At 62.2% G+C, this 21,467-nt stretch carries 10 protein-coding genes; 4 read left to right on the forward strand and 6 right to left on the reverse strand.

Annotated features, from left to right (window positions below; translation table 11 throughout):
- On the forward strand, positions 1-304 hold a 304-nt coding region (locus BLQ55_RS30130), incomplete at its 5' end, for a transposase (protein ID WP_143011795.1).
- A 64-nt stretch (positions 305-368) separates the two neighbouring features.
- Here BLQ55_RS30130 and BLQ55_RS30135 read toward each other — a convergent pair.
- A complete protein-coding gene (locus BLQ55_RS30135; protein WP_092259271.1) occupies positions 369-5,981 on the reverse strand; it encodes a putative Ig domain-containing protein in 5,613 nt (1,870 codons plus the stop codon).
- A 414-nt stretch (positions 5,982-6,395) separates the two neighbouring features.
- Here BLQ55_RS30135 and BLQ55_RS30140 point away from each other — a divergent pair, with 414 nt between their 5' ends.
- The 3 genes from BLQ55_RS30140 (at position 6,396) to hemN (ending at position 9,691) form a co-directional block, all read left to right on the forward strand.
- Positions 6,396-6,839 (forward strand): CopD family copper resistance protein, encoded by a 444-nt coding sequence (locus BLQ55_RS30140; RefSeq protein ID WP_092259274.1) that lies wholly within the window; start codon positions 6,396-6,398, stop codon positions 6,837-6,839.
- 93 nt (positions 6,840-6,932) lie between these two features.
- Positions 6,933-8,306, forward strand: a complete 1,374-nt coding sequence (locus BLQ55_RS30145) for an oxygen-independent coproporphyrinogen III oxidase (protein ID WP_092259277.1) — start codon at positions 6,933-6,935, stop codon at positions 8,304-8,306.
- A complete protein-coding gene (gene hemN / locus BLQ55_RS30150) occupies positions 8,303-9,691 on the forward strand; it encodes an oxygen-independent coproporphyrinogen III oxidase (protein ID WP_092259280.1) in 1,389 nt (462 codons plus the stop codon). Before BLQ55_RS30145 ends, hemN begins: the two co-directional genes overlap by 4 nt.
- Before the next feature lie 63 nt (positions 9,692-9,754).
- Here the strand turns inward: hemN and BLQ55_RS30155 are convergent, their stop codons facing one another.
- The 5 genes from BLQ55_RS30155 to BLQ55_RS30175 form a co-directional block, all read right to left on the reverse strand.
- Positions 9,755-9,961: a hypothetical protein gene (locus BLQ55_RS30155; protein WP_092204597.1), complete on the reverse strand. Its 207-nt coding sequence runs from the start codon at positions 9,959-9,961 to the stop codon at positions 9,755-9,757.
- 6 nt (positions 9,962-9,967) lie between these two features.
- Positions 9,968-11,392 (reverse strand): AdeC/AdeK/OprM family multidrug efflux complex outer membrane factor, encoded by a 1,425-nt coding sequence (adeC, locus tag BLQ55_RS30160; RefSeq protein WP_092204598.1) that lies wholly within the window; start codon positions 11,390-11,392, stop codon positions 9,968-9,970.
- An 83-nt stretch (positions 11,393-11,475) separates the two neighbouring features.
- Positions 11,476-12,300 (reverse strand): helix-turn-helix transcriptional regulator, encoded by an 825-nt coding sequence (locus tag BLQ55_RS30165; RefSeq protein WP_072410160.1) that lies wholly within the window; start codon positions 12,298-12,300, stop codon positions 11,476-11,478.
- 597 nt (positions 12,301-12,897) lie between these two features.
- On the reverse strand, positions 12,898-14,058 hold the full coding sequence (locus tag BLQ55_RS30170) for an FAD-dependent monooxygenase (RefSeq protein ID WP_092259283.1): 1,161 nt from the start codon (positions 14,056-14,058) through the stop codon (positions 12,898-12,900).
- 86 nt (positions 14,059-14,144) lie between these two features.
- Positions 14,145-21,443, reverse strand: coding sequence for an amino acid adenylation domain-containing protein (locus BLQ55_RS30175; protein WP_092259286.1), 7,299 nt, complete (start codon positions 21,441-21,443; stop codon positions 14,145-14,147).
- Between the last annotated feature and the right edge of the window lie 24 nt (positions 21,444-21,467).

Genomic DNA, 21,467 nt, shown 5'->3' on the forward strand with positions numbered 1-21,467 from the left:
TGCGTTTATCGCTTTTTTAGGGATGGACTTGCGGGTCGATGATTCTGGAAAAAAGAATGGCGCCCGATACCTGTCCAAGAAGGGGGATCCAGAAATACGCCGACTAGCTCATATCGCCGCAATGACGGCGTGCCGCTCGCCTAGATGGAAACCATTTTACGAGTCGTACCTAGCGAGAGGCTTTTCAAAAACCCAGGCCTTGGTGGTGCTAGCCCGCAAGCTCTGCCGAGTGGCATTTGCCTTGATGAAAAATCAGAGCGAATACCAGCCAACGCCTATGTTGCAGGGTTGCCCTGCAACATAGAATCTCCCACAGTCTGATCTCCGACAGTCTAATCTGGGGCCAAGCCCCCTTGTGGGGGCTTGCTTCAGGCGGTGAAGTCGCTGGCGTGCAGCTCCTTGACGCCCACCAGTTCGAACTCGAACTCGGGGGTGGCGTCGGCGTTGGTACTGCCGGAGACGATGCCATCGACGAAGCGCAACTGGCCGGTGGCGTTGGTGGCGTCGAAGGCATTGCTGCCGATGAACGTGAAGGCATCGACGGTGGCGGTCGCCGGGTTGGCGTCCAGGCCGGTGAGGTCCAACTTGTCGAACTCCGCGCTCTTGAAACCGTTGATCACATCGCGCAAAGCCCCGACGCCCATGTCCGACAGCGCACCGAACGCGTAGGTGTCCGCGCCCGTGCCACCGGTGAGGTTGTCGGTGCCTGCGCCGCCGATCAACCGGTCATCGCCCGAACCGCCCACCAACGTATCGTTGCCTGCACCCCCATTCAGGATGTTCCCCGCGCTGTTACCGGACAGACTGTCGGCATAGGCGCTTCCCGTCAGGTTCTCGATGAATTTCAAGGTGTCGAGCCCGGAACCCACCGTGTTTTGTTGCGCAGACGTCGAGAGGTTCACCGTAACACCGGCCAGGGCTCGTTCGAACGACACCGTATCGTTGCCATCGCGCCCGTCCAGGATGTTGTTGCCGGCGCCAGCGAACAGCGTGTTGTCCAGCGCGTTGCCCGTGCCATTGGCGGCGCCAGTGCTGTCGATGTACAGGTTCTCGACGTTGCTGCCCAGCGTATAGGCGGCCAGGCTGCTGTGCACGCTGTCGACGCCTCCCGTCGTCGCATTGCTGTTGGTCTCGATGACGCTGTCGTCGGCATTGTCGACAAAGTAACTGTCGTTGCCGTCACCACCACTCATGCTGTCGGCCCCGGCGGCGCCATCGAGCACGTTATGGGCGGCATTGCCGGTGATGAAGTTACGCCGCTCGTTACCGGTGCCGTCGATCTCCGATATGCCGGTGAGCACCAGGTTTTCGAGGTTGGCGCCCAGGGTCCAACTGACCGAAGCTTTCACGGTGTCGATCTGCGAGGCCGAGGTGTTGGTTTCCACCACACTGTCGAACGCGTTGTCGACCACGTAGATGTCGTTGCCATCGCCGCCGGTCATGGTGTCGGCGCCCAGGTCGCCATCGATCGTGTCGTTGCCCGAGCTGCCCACCAGGGTATCGTCCTGGTCGGTGCCGGAAATGTGTCCGCCCTGGTTCTGGGCGTTGTCGAAAATGTCCTGCACGCTGTTGTTGTCGTTGGGGTTGCCGTGGAAGCCCAGGTCATCGGCGATGTAGTCGGCCAGGCGCTGGCCGACGATTTCCGCCGATTCTTCGTGCAGGTGCCAGACATCGTCGGGATACACCAGCGGATCGACTTCGTAGCGCAAGGGCAGGTCGGTGTAGTCCACCGCCAGCTTGACGTCGGCGCGTTCGGCGGCCATGGCCTCCTGGGCGGCGCGGACATAACCGACGCCTTCGACGATGGAGGCAATTTTCTCTTCCGAGTAACCCCGGGCCCGCGCCGCGTCCTGCTCGTAGTGCCCCGTCTCCATCATGTACACACTGAAGTTGCCGAACTGGGCGTGCAGGTAATCGAACACCTTCAAGGTTGCAGCCTTGTAGGCCGCTGCCGCCGCGGCCTTGTCCGTGGCGCGGGCGATTTCCTGGGCGGCTTCCTCGCCCTGGCCCCAGATGATGCCCATGGTGACGTTGTCGATCGACTGCAGTTCGGTGCGTTGGTCGCGCAGCAACGTCACCGCCCGCAACAGTGCCGGCCCGGGCTGGTTGGTGTCTGTCAGCCACCAGCACAGCTGGAGTTCCTCGGGGCTGAGTGTGGACAGGCCGTTGACCGTGCTGCCGCCGACCGCGATGTCGATACCGTTGCCATCGGCATCGGTGAACTGGCTGCGCACGTCGTAGGTGGTGTAGCGGTTCAAGTCATTGACCAGCATCGAGGTGCCCGATTGGTCATCGTCCTCGGTCATGCGCAGCAGGCGCGCATTGGATTGGCCGAGGGTGGGCAGGTAGAGAATGTCCTGCTGGGCACGCTCGCCGAAGACGAAGTCGTTGGCGGTGAGGGTGTTGAGGTAATTGCCGTTGAGGGCGATCTCGAAGCGATTGCCATCGGCGTCGGCTTCGGCGGACTTGATGTAGGTCTTGTCGCCCGCCGTGTTCAGGGTCATGTACAGCGTGCCGTTGCTGCCATCGCCGAGGCCGAGAAAGCCCAGCCCCGAAACGTCGATTTTGTCGACGCCAACGGTAAAGTCATAAATCGTGTCGGTGGCCGTGACGCCCCCGGTGTCGTAGTCGCGGTAGCTGTCGGACAGGTTGCTGTAGCGGAACGTGTCGGCGCCATCGCCACCGTACAACGAGTCGCGTCCGGCACCGCCGTCGACGATGTCCGCGCCGGTGCCGGCCTTGATCGTATCGTTGCCGCCGAGGCCGAGGATCAGGTCCGCACCCGTCGTGCCGTTGAGGGTTTCGGCGTTGTTGGTGCCGGTAATGGTGTTGGCGGGCGCATCGGCCACCACCAGGCTGAAGTTGTCGCTGACCGAGGCGCCCGAGGGGTCGGTGGCCTTGACCAGTATGTCGTAGTTGCCTGCAGCGGTGCTGGTTGGCGTGCCGCTGAAGGTCAGGCTGGTGGCATTGAAGCTCAGCCAGGTGGGTAGGGCGGTGCCATTGGCGAGGGTCGCGGTATAGGTCAGCACATCCTGGTTGGCGTCGGTGAAGCTGTTGCTCGCCACCGTGTATTTGAACGGCGTGCTTTCACTGGCGTTCTGGTCCAGGAGTGGGGTGGCCACGACCGGGGCCACGTTGGTGGGGTTGGTCTGGTCGGCGAAGACGAAGTGATTGGCCGTCAGGCTGCTGACGAAGTTGCCCGCCATCGAGATCTCGAACCGGTTGCCGTTGGCATCGACCGTGAGGTCCTTGAGGTAGGTGCGGTTGGTCGACGAACTGTAAGTGACCTGCAGGGTGCCGTTGAGCCCGTTGCCCAGGCCGGTATAGCCAAGCGCCGAGACATCGATCTTGTCCGCCGTCAGCTCGAAGTCGAGAATCTGGTCACTGGCGCTGGTGGAACTGGTGCGGTAGCTGTCGAGTTTGGAGGTGTAGCGGAACACATCGGCCCCTGTGCCGCCTGTGAGTTTGTCCACTCCGGTGCCGCCGACCAGGATGTCGTTGCCGGCGCCACCATTGAGGGTGTCATTGCCCGCGCCACCGAACAGTTGTTCATTGGCCGCGGTGCCGGTCAGCGTGTCGTTGTTCGGCGTGCCATTGATCACAATGGTGGTGGGAACGTCCTGCACGGCGAGGGTAAAGCTGTCGCTGACGGTGGCGTTGCTGCCGTCGCTCGCTGTGACCTGGATGGCGTAGGTGCCCGACGCGGTGTCGGGTGGCGTGCCACTGAAGGTGCGGGTGGCGGCATCGAAGACCAGCCAACTGGGCAGGGCGCTGCCATTGGCGAGTTTGGCGGTGTAGCTCAAGCTGTCGTTGTCTGGATCGGTGAAACTGGTGGCCGGCACCACGTAACTGAACGGGGTGTTTTCGGTCGCGTTCTGGTCCAGCAGCGGCGTCGCCAGTACCGGCGCCTGGTTGGTCGGCGAGGCGGTGGCGAAGACGAAGTTGGCACTGGTCAAGGTGTTGAGGTAATTGCCATCCAACGCCACTTCGAAGCGGTTGCCATTGGCATCGGCTTCCAGGGACTTGATGTAGGTCTTGGTGCCGGCGCTGTTGAGCACCAGGTACACGGTGTTGTTCTTGCCATCCCCCAGGCCGGTGAAACCCATGGCCGAGAGGTCGATCTTGTCGGCGCTGACGTTGAAGTCGGTGATCAGGTCGCCCAGGTTGGCGCCACCGGTGTTGTAGTTGCGGTAGCTGTCCAGGCGATTGGCGAACACAAAGGTATCCGCCCCTGCGCCACCGGTGAGGGTGTCCATGCCGGCACCGCCGTCGAGCTTGTCGTCGCCGGCGCCGCCACTGAGGCTGTCATTGCCCGCCAGGCCGAGCAAGGTGTCGGCCGCATCGCTCCCCAGCAACGAGTCGCTGCCACTGGTGCCGGTGATCACCCGGTTGAAGATGAAGTTGCTGGCGGTCAGGGTACTGGCGAGGTTGCCCGAGAGAATCAGCTCGAAGCGATTGCCACTGGCATCGGCGTCGAAGTCCTTGATGTAAGTGCGGTTGTTGCTGGCGCTGTAGCTGACCTGCAGGGTGCCGCCACGGCCATTGCCCAACCCGGTGAAGCCGAGGCCGGCGAGGTCGATCTTGTCCTGGGTGACGTCGAAGTCGGTGATGGTGTCATCGAAGCTGGTGGTCGCGTTGCGGTAACTGTCCGACTGAGCGACGAACCGGAACGTATCGGCGCCGGTGCCGCCGGTGAGTTTGTCGACGCCTGCGCCACCGACGAGGATGTCGCCGCCGGCCGCGCCATTGATGGTGTCATTACCCGCGCCGCCATAGAAAATCTCGCTGGCGGCGCTGCCGAGCAGGGTGTCGTTGCCCGCCGTGCCTTGTACGGTGGTCATCGGCACCGTGGCGCTGACGTAGCTGCCGTCGCCATAGACCAGCGTGGCACCCTTGCTGGTGTGGCTGATGGTGTTGGCGATGATGGCGTTGCGGTCGGTGCCGTCTTCATTGCGCTCTGCGACACCGTAGGTCGACAGGTCGCTGCCGCTGATGGTGTTGCCCTGGATGAGGTTATCGCTGCCGTTGAAGTACTTGCCGGACACGCCCAGGGTGTCGTCGTAGGACTGGATGATGATTTCCGGTACGGCACTGCCCAGGGCGTTGTTGTTGAGGGTGTTATCGATGACGTCGACGTGGTTGCTGCCGTAGATGCGGATCCCGGCACTGGCGTTGTCATGGATATCGATGCCCGTGACGGTCACTTCGCTGGAGAGCTTGACCAGCACACCTTCGGCGCCGTTGCCGTACACCTCGCCGCCGGTGATGGTGATGTTGCTGGGCGAGGGAATGTTCTCGCTGCCGCGCTGGACCACGATGCCATTGCCGCCGTTGTCGTAGGCGACGTTATTGGTCATGGTGAAATCGTGGGTGCTGGTGACGACGTTGAAACCGTGGCGGTCGTTGTTGTAGGCAACGTTGTTTTCGAAGGTGCTGTCGCTGAGGAAGTCGGCGACGAAACCGTCCAGGCCGTTGCCGTGGGACACGCTGTTCTTGATGACCATGTTGACGGTTTGCTCGTGGGGGTCGAAACCGTACCCGGAGCAATCCTTGATCTCGACGCTGTCGAGGGTCACGTTGGAGTCGTAGCCTTCTTCGCCGGGAATATAGCCGTTGAACCAGCCGTCGACCTTGCCGGTGGTGTTGTCGCGGTTGCCGTCGATGGTCAGGTTGCTCACGCCGAAATCGTGGGTTTCCTCGCCATAGGCCGAGCGGATGATGCCGGTGATCTTGGTGTCGGAGCCATCGGCCAGCTTGACCGTGGTGTCGCCCATGCCGTCGCCGTACAGATAGACGTTGCTCTTGAGCATCAGGCAGCCGTCAGAAGGTTCCTCACCCCCCGAAACGATGTAGGTGCCAGTGGGCATGTACACCTGCCCACCGCCGGCCGCGGCCGCCGCATCAATCGCACTCTGGATGGCTGCTGTGTCGTCTGTGATGCCATCTCCTTTGGCGCCAAAATTTTGTACGTTGAAAATCATGAGCTTATCTCCGTATCAGGCTTAAACCTAGGTAGACGTCAACATTCCATCGACGGCCTTCGTGTTATGACCCAACGGAGCGCAAAAGTTGTGACCGCATATCGGGGAAAGTGTCAAAAAGCCGGACTAACTGATCAGCGGTTGTGTGGGGTGAGCGCAAGAGCAACGTTTCGTTGACGCTTTCCCAAGCCCGACGCCGCCTACTGTGGGAGCGAGCTTGCTCGCGATAGCGGTGTGTCAGTCCACCTCAATGCAACAGATCCGACGCTATCGCGAGCAAGCTCGCTCCCACAGGATTCGTTGGTGTGGCGGACATGCGGTTTCCTTGATTGGCATCAACCCCGTTTCCAGTCCCGCAGGATAACCTCGAATAAACCAGCGCCCCTGCTGAAAAGGGGCGACCGAGGCACCCTCATGAGTTATCCGCTGTTTCTGACCTTGCATCTGTTTGCCGCGCTGGTGTTCATCGGCACGGTGTTCTTCGAGGTCCTGTTCCTGGAAAGCATCCGCAAGCAACTGCCCGCCAAAGTCATGGTGTTGCTGGAGCAGGGCATCAGCCGGCGCGCCCGGCAGTTGATGCCGTGGGTGCTGCTGGTGCTGTTCGGCGCGGGCGGTGGCATGGTCTGGCTACGCTATTGGCCGGCATTGTCGTCGCCGTTGCAGTCGTCCTTCGGTGTACTGCTGGGGCTGAAGATCCTGTTGGCGGGCAGTGTGCTGGGGCATTTCCTCTGGGCCATGTGGCTGTTCAGGCGCGCACGCATGAACGCCCGCTACGTGCACATCATCCATGTCAGCGTGTTCCTGCACATGGTGGCGATCGTGCTGCTGGCCAAGGGAATGTTCTACGTCACTTGGTAAGCGCTGGCGGCGGGAGCAAGCGCTTGATACAGGTCAAGGAGGCCCGGCCGGTGAGCGCGCAAACTGCCCTGGCACAGCCACTGGGAGATTGTCATGTTCGACCCGTTCCATGCCCCCGGCGAGCCACCCTCGGGACGTGCCCCGCGGGTGGCTGATTTCGATGGCCCGGTCGGTACCCGTAGATTCCATGCCGGCATCGGGTCCCTCGACCTGCTTCGGGGGTTGCGCACCAGCCGCCAGAAACGACGGCCCCTATCCGTGGCGGTGCACCTGCCTTCGCGCTTGCGGCTGGCGTCGTGTTCGCCCCTTGCCAGCAACTGCCGATGCGGCGAGATCGAGGGCTACCTGCAGCGCCTGGCGTATGAAATGGGTTTGGTCGGTTGCCACCTGGGGGCAGGTCGACGCGTCGAGCAGTTTTGCCTGACCGGTGGCACACCGGTGATCGCTCATTTGCAGAAACTGATGAGCGATCTGCGCAAGCGCTTCGACTTCAGCGAATACGACGGTGCCGATCAAAGCATCGAAGTGGACCTGCATCACACGGACTGGTCGACCATGGGCCTGATCCGTGACCAGGGCTTCACCCATGTCAGCATCGGTGTGCCCGACATTGGTATCGACACTGAGCTGTCGGTCGATTGCTACCAGAACCCGGCACCGATCCATTCGCTGATCGATGCGGCGCGCACGTTTGGTTTTCGCTCCATCAACATTGACTTGGGCTACGGCCACGCCTGGCAGACGCCCAACAGTTTCGCCCGGAAACTGGCGACGCTGATCGAACTGGAACCGGACCGGCTGCACGTTTTCGACTATGCCCGCGCGCCTTATCGTTATCGCTCGAAGAACGCCGGGGTGGCTGGGGTCTTTTGCGGCACGACCGACAAGGACGCCATGCGGCGCATCTGTTGCGAACAGTTGATCGGTGCCGGATATCATTACATCGGCCTGGGCCAGTTCGTCAGGGCCGACGATGACCTGGCGGTAGCCCAGGAGCACGGACGCCTGCATCGCAATTGCCAGGGTTTTACCCGTCACGGTTGCTGTGATCATGTGGGTTTCGGTTTGTCAGCCATCACCCAGATCGAGCACCTGTACGTACAGAACACCGACGACCTGCTTCGCTATTGCCAGCAACTGGATGCCGGGCAATTGCCGGTGTGCCGTGGCTGGCGCTGTGAAGCGCAGGACCAGGTCAGCGCGAGCGTGACCGAGCAGCTTTCCTGTGACATGGAGTTGGATATACCGGCTATCGAAGCGCGTTTCGGCCTGGTGTTTCGCGAGCACTTCGCGTCCGTCTGGCCGTTGCTGGAAGCGTTGCATGACCAGGGATTGATCGAGCTGACGAGCCGGTTTATCGGCATCTTGCCCGCCGGGCGCTTGAACGTGGATGCGATCTGCAACCTGTTCGACCCGGCACCGGACGAGGCAAGCCCACACGCCTTTGAAAAGTTGACCCCCTCATGAAGACTGCCTTCGGTTTCAATCGTGCCCTGGTGGAGAAGTACGACCGCCCGGGACCGCGCTACACCTCCTATCCGACGGCCCCGCAGTTTCACCAGGCCTTTGCCATGGACGAGTATCGCCAGGCTGCCCAGCGCAGTCACGAGGCTGCGCAGCCCAAGTCGTTGTCGGTCTACATCCATATCCCGTTCTGCCAGAGCCTTTGCTATTACTGCGCGTGCCACAAGATCATCACCCGCAAGACCCATCGCGCCACCGAATACCTGACCTACCTCAAGCGCGAAATAGCCCTGCAAGCGGCCTTGTTCGACCGATCGCGCAAACTCACCCAGCTGCATCTGGGCGGGGGCACGCCGACGTACCTGACCCATGGGCAACTGGGCGACCTGATGGACTGCCTGCACCAGTCGTTCGACATGGATGACAGCGACGCCCATGAGTTTTCCATCGAGGTCGATCCGCGGACCATCGATGCGCAACAGATCCAAGGCCTGCGCCAACTGGGATTCAATCGCCTGAGCTTTGGCGTCCAGGATTTTGATGCCCAGGTGCAGATTGCCGTCAACCGGGTGCAAAGCGAGGCCCAGGTCGTCGAGCTGGTGGAGGCCGCGCGTCGGGCGCGCTTCAAATCCGTCAGCGTCGATCTGATCTATGGCCTGCCGTTGCAGACCATCGCCAGTTTCGATACCACCTTGAGCAAGATCATCGCCTTGCGGCCAGACCGGATCGCGGCCTACAGCTATGCGCACCTGCCGCAACGGGTGCGGGCGCAACGGATGATTCGCCCCGAAGACATGCCGCCGCCCGAACGCAAGCTGCAATTGCTGGAACTGACCATCAATCGCCTGACCGAAGCCGGCTATGTCTACATCGGCATGGACCATTTCGCTTTGCCAGATGACGAACTGGTGTGCGCCCGCGCCCAAGGCACCTTGCAGCGCAATTTCCAAGGCTATTCCACCCACGCCGATTGCGACTTGATTGGCCTGGGGGTGTCGTCGATCGGCAAGGTGGGTGACAGCTACAACCAGAACGTCAAGGAGCTTTCCCAGTATTACGCCCGGCTGGATCAAGGCCTGCTACCGGTGCAGCGCGGCTATCGGCTGAGTGACGATGACCGCCTGCGGCGTGAGGTCATCAGCGAGCTGATGTGCCATGGGCGCATCGACTTCGACCGGATAGACAACGCCTTCGGCATTCGATTTGGCGAATACTTCGCCGATGCCCTGGAACGACTCCAGGAGCTGGTGTGCGACGGGTTGCTGGACATTCGCGACGATGAGCTGGTGCTGTTGCCCCAGGGCCAGTTGATGATGCGCAACGTGGCCATGGCATTCGACGCGTACCTGGGGGCGGACCAGACAGTCCAGTATTCGCGTACGGTCTGATGACGGCCCATCTTGTGGCGAGGGGATAAATCCCCTCGCCACAAGGGCCGGCTGAACGGGGCGCTATGATCTTTCAGTGCCTGGGTTTCCGGAGGCCGGAATCAGGTCGCGGATCGCATAGAAACCCTGCACCAGGCGATTCTTGGCCCGGTACTCGCACAGGAGCAGCAAGGTATCCGGCATCTGGGAGATGGACGAGGCATGTTTGACCACCATCGTCTTGCCTCCCGAGCGTAAGCGCACCAGTGCCCCGGGTTCGAATGTGCCCATTTGCAGTCACCTCACAGTCACGTTGCTTGTGCGTTCTACCCAACCCCCGCCCAGGGCCTTGTACAGATTGACTTCGGCGAGCAGCTGCGACAGCCGGTCGACGATCAGGGTTTGCTGGGCGCTGAACAGCGAGCGTTGGGCATCGAGGAACGTCAGGCTGCTATCCACGCCGATGCGATAACGTCGCTCCGCCAGGCGGTAGTAATCCTGGTTGGCTTGCACCAGGTCGCGCTGGGCGATCAGTTGGTCTTTATAGGTCTTGCGTGCCGCCAGGCCATCGGACACTTCCTGGAAGGCGGTCTGGATGGCTTTCTCATATTGCGAAACGCGGATGTCTTTCTGGATTTTCGAGTAGTTCAGGCTCGCCCGAAGGCTGCCGGCGTTGAAAATCGGTAGGTTGATCTGCGGTTGAAACGTCCAGCTGCCCGACCCGCCCTTGAACAGCCCGGACAGTTCCGTACTGGAACTGCCCGCGTTGGCGGTCAGGCTGATGCTCGGGAAAAAGGCGGCACGGGCCGCGCCGATGTTGGCGTTGGCCGATTGCAGCAGGTACTCGGCCTCCAGGATGTCTGGCCGGCGTTGCAGCAAGTCCGAAGGCAGGCCCGCCGGTACTTCGCTGAGCAGGTCCGATGCCAAGGGACGGCCGGGCAGGTCGTCGGCGACCGATGTGCCCACCAGCAACGTGAGGTTGTTGAGGTCCTGGGCGACCTGGCGCTGGAACTTCGCCAGGCTGGCCCTGGCGCTTTCCACCGAGGTTCGCGATTGGCTCAGGTTCAAGGCCGAGGCGGTGCCGACCTGGTTGCTGCGTTCGGTCAGGCGCAGGCTTTGCTCATAGGACTGGAGCGTGTCCTGGGTCAGCGCCAGCAGTTCCTGGTCGGCACGCCAGGTCAGGTAGGCACTGGCCACGCTGGCCACCAGGCTCAACTGGCTGCTGCGACGGGCCTCTTCGCTGGACAGATAGATCAGTGACGCCTGGTCGCTGAGGCTGCGTATGCGCCCGAACAGGTCCAGTTCATAAGCGCTGATCCCCAGGGTTGCCGAATACGAACTGCTGATGCCTGCGTCACCGGTTCCGGTGAGGCTGGCCGGCAGGCGCTGGCGCGAACCGGTGCCGTTGGCGCTGATCGCCGGGAAGAGGTCCGCCCGCTGGATCCGATACTGCGCCTGGTAAGCCTCGACGTTCAGGGCCGCTACCCGCAGGTCGCGGTTGTTGGCCAGCGCGCTTTCGATCAGTTGCGCCAGCACCGGATCCTGGAACAGGTCACGCCAACCCTGTTCGGCCGCCAGGGGCCCCGACAAGGCCGGGGCATAGGCCGAGGTTTGCGGATACTGCCCGGCGACCGGTGCGTCGGGACGTTGGTAGTCCGGGATCAGCGAACAACCGCCCAGCATGAATGCCGCGGCCGCCAGGGGGCTCAAGAGTTTATGCATCGACCTGTTATCTCATTGTGGTGCCTGCCCAGACCCCGCAGGCGCAGGCAGGCGGGTTCTGGCGGGCCGTGCGCGGCGAGCCGTCATGATCCGATCATCCACTTCGCCAGCCCATGGCGCCCACTCACGCCCAGCTTGGCGGCGGCACGCTTGAGGTAGGTTTCGATGGAGCTGTTCTTGACCTGCAGCTTTTCCGCAATTTCCGGCACGGTGCCCCCGGCCAGCAGGCCCAGGCAGACTTCTTTTTCCCGCACGGAAAGGGTGACGTCGCAGGGGCTCAATCGATCATTGAAATCCCGTTGCAACTGGGTCTGTTCGGCGGCATCGAGTGGATGGCCCGTAGCGCTGCCAGAGGCTTTGAAAGATTGGCGATTGAGGTGCGCATGACGCTCGGCCAGGGGCAACAGCGTTTCGGAAAGGTATTTCAGAAAGGACAGTTCCTGAAGGGAAAAGTCGCGCTGTACCTGAGGGCGTTGCAATGAGATCACACAGCGGCGATTGGCCTTGCGTGAAATCAGAATGCACTGGTGGGAAGTGCCGAGGCAGTCATTGCCTCTTTCGTCTTTCATCCGTGCGTTCAGATGGATCAGCAGGGCGTCATCCACCTCCAGCACTCTTTTCACCAAGGGGTGATCGTTGCGCTGTATCGCCGTGGTGGGGCAGGGGGATTGCATGTGCACGTTTTTTTCCGCACCCGCATACCCCAACAGCTGTACATCGAGGACGTTCGACTGGGTGTCGTCGGCTGTCCATTCACTCAATTCGAGTCGACTGACAGGCACCGTTGTTTCGATCATCTGGTGCATGTTGGTCAAGAAGCTCTCGTGTCCGACACTTGAAATCAGCTTTCCTAGCTCTACGTAGAGGTGCGATTTTTCTGCACCCTCAATACACGCATGTCGATTCATAGTCCTTATTCCTGCTTACTCGAAAAAACTCCGCATCCGTGATGTTGACGGAAGAAAATCCGACCGCTTCCAAAATGCTTGAGCCTCTTCTGGAGTTGATACTTGGAGCCAATATCGTCTTGTGAACCTATTGACTTAAACGGTTTAGCCGGTAGGGCTATTAGGCGTTTCCATGTGGGAAAAGTCTGTAAGGGAAAACAGGGACATTCCGGGTCAGTCAGTGGGGTGTCGGTTCTTGGATACCTCCGGGCAAAAACACGTTGGGTCAAAGGTTTTTTTCCTCGCGTTGATCGCCGCGGGGACAGCTTTCAGCGCGGTGTCAGGAAAATATTCAGCTAAATTAAAGGGTTGTGTTCGGGGTTCGAATCTTGAAAGCCTGTTTTTTCATGATCGTCAATGTAGGAATTGTCTGGCAGCAGTGTCTCGATTTTGGATTCCCAGTATGGTGAAGAATTCTCATTTATCGATTTTCATTCCAGTGTATGTCGTTTTTTGTCTATGTAGGAGTCGCTTTTTGTCATTGACGCTTTAATGTCGCCGGTCCATGGCGGGAGGCACGCCGTCCCGCCCAGGCCCCTCGGTGACTGTTTCGCGAGGTTATGCGCAGGGCTTGAACGAGAGGAGGTCGATGTTCTTTTTCCGCAAGCTGCTTTGTGGCGTCAGGCGCATATACCATTCTCGCAGCCAGCAGGCGAGGGTCGATTCGGTTTGCTCTATACCGCTCATGAAGCGCGCGGCATTGACGATCCCGTTGGCCCGGGGGTGACGATGGGCCTGGTAGTGCAGCAGCGCGGTGCGCAGGTCCGGCGTTTGCGTCAGTCGATCGGCCAGTACCACGGCATCCTCGATCGCCTGTGCGGCACCTTGGCCCAGGCTGGGCAGCATGGGATGAGCCGCATCGCCCAAGAGCACCACGTGTCCATCGCAGAATTGCTCGACGGGATGGCGGTCCCGGGCATGCATTTTCAGTATGGCGCTCTCAGGGGTGGCCTCGATGGCAGCCACGACTTCCGGCGCCCAGCCGGCGTAGGCCGCGAGCACTTCCTGCTTGCTGATGTTCAAGGCGGCATCCGCCGCGTTTTCGTGATTGCAGGTGCCCCACCAGTACGCCTGGCCGTCCCCGACATCGCAGAGTCCGAAGCGCTTGCCGCGTCCCCAGTAATGCGCCACGTAGCCTTCGGTCATGACCGGATGGCTGAAGGGCGCCACCGCCAGCCAGGCAACATAACCCGATGGGCGGGTTGGGGTTTCGCCGAGCATCTGCTGGCGAATCACCGAGTTCAGACCATCGGCGCCAATCAACAGATCCGCTTCCCGGAGGCTGCCGTCCTCGAACCGCACCACGACTCCATCGGGGCGAGGGTCATACCCCGTGCAGCGCAACCCGGTCGTCAAGGTGTCGGTTGCGAGCTGCTGCGCCAACGCCCGTAGCAACAGCGGGCGCTGGATATTCACACTGGGATGACCCAGCTGTTCGCCGATCTCGTGGATCGGCATGCGGGTGATGGCATCGCCCTGGTGCTTCTTGAAGAAGAAGTCGCGGATCACCTGGCCGGCCTGTTCCACCGGAACATGGGCGTCAATCGAGTGCAACGCCGCCATGGCATTGGCCATGACGGACAAGCCGGTGCCACCGGTGCGCAGTGTCTGGGCCGCTTCGAAGACCTTGACCTGCCAGCCCGCGCGCTGCAGCGCGATGGCGGCGGTCAGCCCGCCGATCCCGGCACCGGCGACAATGGCTTTTTTGGGTGCTGTCATGCTGTTTCACCTGTATCGGGCCCGGAACGACCGGGCGATGGAGTCAAGCGGGGCCGTCAATCCGGCCCCGTGATCGGTGGTCATGGTCAAGCCAGTGCGCTCATGGATTCGGCGTTCCTGGCCCGGGCCAGGTCCATCCGCGACCGGATGCATTGGCCCACTCGCTCGATGTGCGGCTCGCGCATCATGGTCAGATGGTCGCCCTCCACGGCGACTCGCTGCACGTGGGGCGCAATCGAGCGCCAGCCGCGGTACGGGTCGCGGAAGGCGGTGCCCACCAGTTCATGGGGAGCTTGCAGTACATCGGGCAGCTCGACGTCCGCGGCGAACAGCGTGATGGGCAGGTCCAGGGGCGGGAAGCGATAGTCCAGCAGCCCTTGCCAGTTGGCATGGAACACCCGGAACAACTGATCGAGTGTCTCCAGGGTGATGGTCTCGTCAAAAATGCCCTGGTCTACACCGTGCTGCCGGATCGCCGCGAAGGCCTGCGGGTCGTCCAGGGAGGTGAAGTCGAGGGCGTGGTAGGCGTATTCCTTCTGGCCGTCGCCGCTGAGCAGTTCCCACATGAACCAGTTCATGAACTCGCTGCGTTCTATCCGCACCTCGCCCTGTCTGACGCGCACGATGGTGTCCAGCAGGAACACGTTATGCAGGCGCCGTCCGCGCCGCTGCAACTCGCTGGCCAGTTCATACGCCACGACGCCGCCATAGGACCAGCCGCCTATGTTCAGGGGACCTTCAGGGGCGACCTGCTCGATGGCATCCGCGTAGTACACCGCCTGGGCCTGCACCGATTGCAACGGTTCACGGCCATCCCATGTGCCTGGCGCTTGCAGGGCATACAGGTGGACCTGGTCCTTGAGCACCCGCGCCAGTGCCGCATAGCACAGCACGTGTCCGCCGATGGGGTGGACCAGGAACAACGTCGGCTTGCGCGTGGCATTCTTGAAGTCCACCAGCGCGCCGGCGCCGGGGTGTCCGGTTTCGGTCTGTTGCAGCACCTGGGCGAATTCGGCGATGGTCGGCGCCTGGATAAAGTCGGACAGCGAAGGTTCCAGGCCTTGATGTCTGGCGAGCATGGCCACCAGTCGCACCGCCTTGAGCGAATTGCCCCCCAGCTCGAAGAAGTTGTCGTGGACGCTGATGTTGTCCAGGTCCAACGTTTCCTGCCAGTAGGCTTGCAGCAGATCCTCCATGGCATTGCGCGGGCCAATGAAGGACCGCTGCAAGGTGGTCTGGACTTCTATCTTCTGCAAGCGCTGCCGGTCGATCTTGCCCGTGGGCCCGAGCGGTAGCTGCGCGATCCTGACCAGCGTGTTCGGCACCATGTAGTCGGGCAGCGCCAGGCGCATTTCCGCCTTGAATTGGTCCAGGTCCGGCTCGCGGCCCGGCAGGACCTGGACAAAGCCCACCAGATAACGACTGCCGTCGGTTGCCGTCTTGTCGATGACCGCCACCTGCTCGATGTCGGCCCTGAACCGGGCGGAGCCGAGCATGGCCACTTCGATCTCGCCGAGCTCGACGCGGTAACCGCGAATCTTGACTTGAGCGTCGCTGCGGCCCTGGTACACCAGATCGCCGCCAGGCAAGTAGAAACCAATGTCGCCGGTTTCATACAAACGTCGGGTCTGTCCCTCGAGCTGGCGATAAATGAAGCGCTCGTCGGTCAGGTCGGGGCGATTCCAGTAACCATTGGCGAGACAGGCCCCTTCGATGAACAGGTCGCCCGTCACGCCGACCGGGCAGGGGGTGCCGGCCGCGTCCAGGACATGCAGGCGTACTCCGTCGATGGGCGTGCCGATCGGCGGCATGCTCGGCCAGGTCGCCGTCGCGCCTTCAAGTCGCAGGCTCGTGACCACATGGGCCTCGGTCGGGCCATAGTGGTTCTCGACCCGGCAATCGCCGAGGCGATCGATCAGGTCGCGGATTTCGGCAGTGATTTTCAGCTGCTCGCCGGCGACGTTGATCTGGCGCAGCGAGGTGGGGTGGATACCGAGTTGTGTGGCGACTTCGGCCAAGCCCTGGAAGGCGACGTAAGGCAGGAACAGACGATTCACCTCTTGCGCGCCAATAAACTTCAGCAAGCGGATGAAGTCATAGCGCAGCCCTTCGTCAATCATCACCAGCTCATGACCGCTGGACAGGGTCGAGAAAATTTCCTGGAACGAAACGTCGAATGAGATGGGCGCGTATTGCAGCGTCTTCAGCGGTTGTGTCCCATGGACATCCTGCGCCTGCTGGCGATTCTGCCAGAGGATCATATTGGTCAAGGCCAGGTGTGGCATGGCCACGCCCTTGGGGCGGCCGGTCGAGCCCGAGGTGTAGAGCAAGTAGGCGTTGTCTTCAGCCATGATGCCGGCGGCAATGGCGGCCACCTGTTGGTGACTGCCGGCCAGGTTGTCGTCGAAGCCGGCGACCACGCTGTCCCAGTGGCGCGTATCGGCCTGGCCTGCCAGGGCCATCGCCAGGCTCGCAGACGCATCGGCGAACAGCACCAGGCGTGGCTGCGAGTCTTCTAGAATCAGCTGGATACGCTCCTGCGGATAGCTCAGGTCGATCGGAACGTAGGCGGCGCCGGCCTGTACGACACCGAGCAAGGCGACGATCAGGTCGGGCGAGCGGGGCATCATGATCGCGACCCGATCCCCCTGGCCGATACCGTGGCGGTGCAGCCAGTTCACCAGTCGGGCGCACGTATCGTGCAGTTGGCGGTAGGAAAGACGGGCCTGGCCAAAGCTCACGGCGGTCTGCTCGCCATGACGCGCGAAACTGTCCAGTAACACGCTCGACAGGTTGTCGTGGGGCAAGGGCGTAGCGGCCTCTGGCGTAGTTCGGTCGACGGGCGGCAGCCAGGCCGGGATGGCCGGTTTGGCCTCAGGCGCGGCGATCATCAGTTCCAGCGTACGCAGCAGGTACTCGGCATAGGCTTCGGCCTGGCTCGTAGCGACACGCGCGGTGCGGTAGTCCATTTTCAACATCAGCGAACCGTTGGCGGGGTGGCGGCCGAGGGTGGTCAGCAAGTCGTAGTTGCTCGCTTCCGTGGTTTCCCAATCGGTGAGGATCTCTTCGCCTTGGGCCAGCAGGTCCTTGAGCACGTAGAAATCGACGTAATTGAACACCACGTTCAAGGCGACATCGGTCTCGCGATGAATCAACGCGAACGGATAGCGCCGATGGGCAAAGACCTGTTGTTCCTGGGCAATCGTTGCCCGGATCAGCTCCAGCCAGCTCTGGCCCTGGCTGCTGAAGCGTACCGGCAGGGTATTGAGGAACAGACCCAGGACCGAAGCGGCATCTTCGAATGCCGGTCGGCCATGGCTGATCACACCGCACAGCACGTCCTTTTGATTGGACATGATTGCCTGGGCGAAACCGTGGGCCGTCAGCAGGACCGCGCGCAGGGGCAGGTCACGGGCCTGGCAGAAGGCTTCGAGCCGGGCCAGGTCCGCGGCCGGCAGTTCACGGTAGGCCGAGCGGTGCGGCGTCGGGTCTGGTGCCACTCCATGGATCCAGCTGGTCATGGCCGCGGCCGGCGCATCGTGCAGGTATTCGCGCCAGAACCGGCGGTGGGTCTGCGTCGCCATGGCTTGTTGCTCCAGGGCCACGAAGTCGGCTGGCGTGGTGGTCAGGGCCGGCAGGGCGTCGGTGCCCGGTGCCGAGGTGTAGAGCGTGATCAGGTCGCGCATCAAGGTGGCGACGCTCCAGCCATCGAGGATCGCATGGTGGAAGCTGAAGACCAGGTCGATTTCAGTCTCCGCGACGAACACGCAGAACTGATACAGCGGCGCCCGATGCCAGTCTTCGCGGTAACGCTTGCGCTCCTCCACGTAGGCGGCGATGGCGTGGGCCCGGGCGTCGGGGCTCATTGAGCAGACATCGATGATTTGCACCGGCGGCTCGACGCTCGAGTGCACCCGGGCCATGGGCACCTCGGCGTGACCGATATCGAACGACATGCGCAAGGCCGGATGACGCCGGATCAATGCGGTACAGGCCCGCTCCCACGCCGGCGCATCCCACTGCAGGCGCAAGCGGTAGCGGAAGATGTCGTGATAGATCGCCGAATCCGGGTGCATCATCGAGTGATAAATCATCCCGACTTGCAGCTGCGAAGCGGCAAACACGTCATCGAACACGCCTTCGCTGGCCAGGCGGATTGCCGACGGAACCTGGGCGAAAGGCGCCACGTGGGCCAAGGGTTCGAGCTCGGTGGCCGGGGTTTGCCCGGACGCCAGGGCCTCGGCCAACTGGGCGATGGTGGGGTACTGGTAGACCTGCGCCAGGGTCAGCGCAATCCCTTGTTCACGGGCATGGATCTGCAAGTGGATGACTTTCAGGGAGTCGCCGCCCAGCATGAAGTAGTTGTCATGGATGCCCAACGTCGAGCGCTTGAGGTTGTCCCGCCACAGCTCGGCGAGGACCTGTTCCAACGCCGTGCATGGGGCTGTCGTATCGCTTCCCAGGTTGGCTGCTGGCTCGGGCAGGGCCTTGCGGTCCAGCTTGCCATTGACACTCAACGGGAACTGATCGAGCTCGACCAGGTGCCTGGGCACCATGTAGTCAGGCACCTGCTGGCGCAAGGTTTCCCGCAACGCTTGCGGGGATGGCGAGCAGCCGGGCTCGCTCACCCAATAGGCGTTGAGGTACGCATCGCCGGCTTCCTGGCGGGCGATCACGACCACGTCCTTGACACCATCACAGGCGAGCAGGTGGGCTTCGATCTCGCCCAGTTCGATGCGCAGGCCGCGGATTTTCACCTGGAAATCGTTGCGTCCCAGGTATTCGAGGCTGCCATCGGGCAGCCAACGCCCGAGGTCGCCGGTCTTGTACAGCCGCGCCTGGGGCTCGCTGCCCAAGGGGTCGTGGATAAACCGTTCGGCCGTCAGTTCGGGACGGTTCAGGTAACCCCGCGCGACCCCGATGCCACCGATGTGCAGCTCGCCGGCCACACCCGGTGGCAGCAGTTGCAGGTTCGCGTCGAGGACATGCATTTGGATATTCGCGATCGGTCGACCGATCGGTACGATGCCGTCGTGCGCATCGGGCCGGCAATGCCAGGCCGTCACGTCGACGGCCGCTTCGGTGGGGCCGTAGAGGTTGTGCAATTGAACCGTCGGCAAACATTCGAAAAAACGCTTCTGCAAGGCATGGGGCAAGGCCTCGCCGCTGCACAAGACCTGCTGGAGCGCGGGCAGGCGCTGTGGCTCCACCTGGTCGAGAAAGACCTGCAGCATCGATGGGACGAAATGCAGCAGCGTAATGCCGGCGCTCGCCATGATGTCCATCAGGTAGTGCGGATCCTTGTGTCCGTCGGGGGCGGCGACGATCAGTTGCGCGCCACTGAGCAACGGCAGGAAAAATTCCCAGACCGACACGTCGAAACTGAACGGCGTCTTTTGCAGGATCCGGCTGTGTTCATCGACCCCATAGGCATCGCGCGCCCAGAGCAAGCGATTGACGACCCCGTCATGCTGGTTCATCACACCCTTGGGCAAGCCGGTGGAGCCGGAGGTGTAGATCACGTAGGCCAGGTGTCGCGGCGTCAGCCCGAGCGCGGCGGGGTCCGGGTTGTGCGTCGGTTGTCGAGACAGCGCTTCAGAGTCGGCATCCAGGCACAGCACGGGCATCGTCACGGCGGGCAGGTTCGCCAATAACCCCTGGGTGGTGATCAGGGCACTGGGCGCGCTGTCGCTGAGCATATGGCTCAAACGGTCGGCCGGATAACCCGGGTCCAGCGGCACGTAGGCGGCACCCGCTTTGAGAATGCCCAGCAGGCCGACCACCATCTCCAGGCTGCGGTCCAGGCAGATGGCAACGCGATCGTCGCGGCCAAGCCCGGTTTCCAGCAGGGCATGGGCCAGGCGGTTGGCCTGACGGTTCAGCGCGTCGTAAGTCAGCGCCTGGTCTGCGAAGCGCACCGCGATGGCATCGGGACGAGCGGCGACCTGGGCTTCGATCAGTTGATGGAGCAGCACATCCCTTGGGTAGTCGACGTCGGTGCGATTCCAGTCCTGCAGCAATCGGCGCTCAGTGGGCGCCAGCGGGTCGAGGGCCGCGACCGACACGTCGAAATCAGCGGCCACGCACGCCAGGATGTTCATGAAGCGCTGTTGCAAGGCCTCGATCTGCGACGCGTCGAAATAGGCCTCGTTGTAGATGAAGTGCATCCACACATCGTCTTGCGGCGCGGACTCACGAACGTGCATTGCCAGTGGCATTTGTTCGTAGCCATTGCTGAGCTTGACCGGCTGTGCCGGCGCGGGCCCGTACCAGGTGTCCTGGTCCTGCTCGTAGGACACCACCACGTCGAACAACTGCCGCCGCCCCAGGTTCTGCAAGCCGAGTTCGCGGTTCAATTCGCTCAGCGGGAAGCGCTGGTAGCGATAATCCTGCTTGAGCGTCAGGGCAATCTTGCCAACCAGGTCGCTGAAGCTCAGGTCGGTGCCCAGGCTCAGGCGTACCGGGCTCATGCCGACGAACAAGCCCATCGTGGCCTTGTGTGCGGCATTGGCGCGGTTGAGGATGGGCAGGCCGATGACGATTTCATCCCGTTGCTCGGTGCGCGCGAAGTAGCTGTACAGCACCCCGAGCATGACGTGGAAGACCGTCGCCTGGCCCGCGGCCTTCGCGTTTTCGCCAAGACAGTTGTAAAGCGCCCGGGGCAGGCGCCAGGCATGGTTCTGGCTGGGCGCCAGGCGTTGGTCGAGCCGACCCGGATGACGGGGTGCGAGCAGGGGCTCGGGCAGTGTGCGGTACTTCTCCAACCAGTATTGGCGCTGGCGCTGGAACGAAACCGAGTCTTTGCTGGCGACTTGCTGCTCGACATACGCTTGATAGGTGGGGGCCGTCGCCGTGTTTTGCGCCTGGTCATGCAGGGCGGTATAGGCCTGGCTGAGTGTTCGGCCAATCATGGCGAAGGACCAGCCATCGATGATCAGGTGATGGCAATTGACGAAGCAGTAGTGGAGGTCTTCCCGGACCTTGACCAGGTCCGCACGCACCAGCAGCCCATCGTCAAAGGAAAACGGGGTTTGCAGCTCGGCCTGCAGCAAGGCCAATGCGCTGGCCTCTGGATCGGCATGGCCCGACACGTCGTGCACCGCCAACGGGGCGTCGACCGGCCCCAGGAAGCGTTGGCGCGGCAGCGGGTGCTCGCTGGAGCCGGGCACCAGCTGGATCCGCAGGGCATCGTGGCCGTTGACGACCTGGTTGAAGGCCGCCCGTAGCAGCGTGGCGTCGACCGCGCCGTTGATGCGGGCATAGCCGCCGATGTTGTACAACGGGCTGTCAGCATGCAGCACCTGGTCCAGCCAGATGTCCAGTTGCGGGGTGGTGAGGGGATAAAGCACGCACTCTGCGCTCGTTGCGGGCAGGGTCTGGGTCATGGTGTTCTCCGTGGGCCGATCCGC

Source organism: Pseudomonas sp. NFACC13-1, assembly GCF_900104425.1.
Lineage (GTDB): Bacteria > Pseudomonadota > Gammaproteobacteria > Pseudomonadales > Pseudomonadaceae > Aquipseudomonas > Aquipseudomonas fluorescens_AA.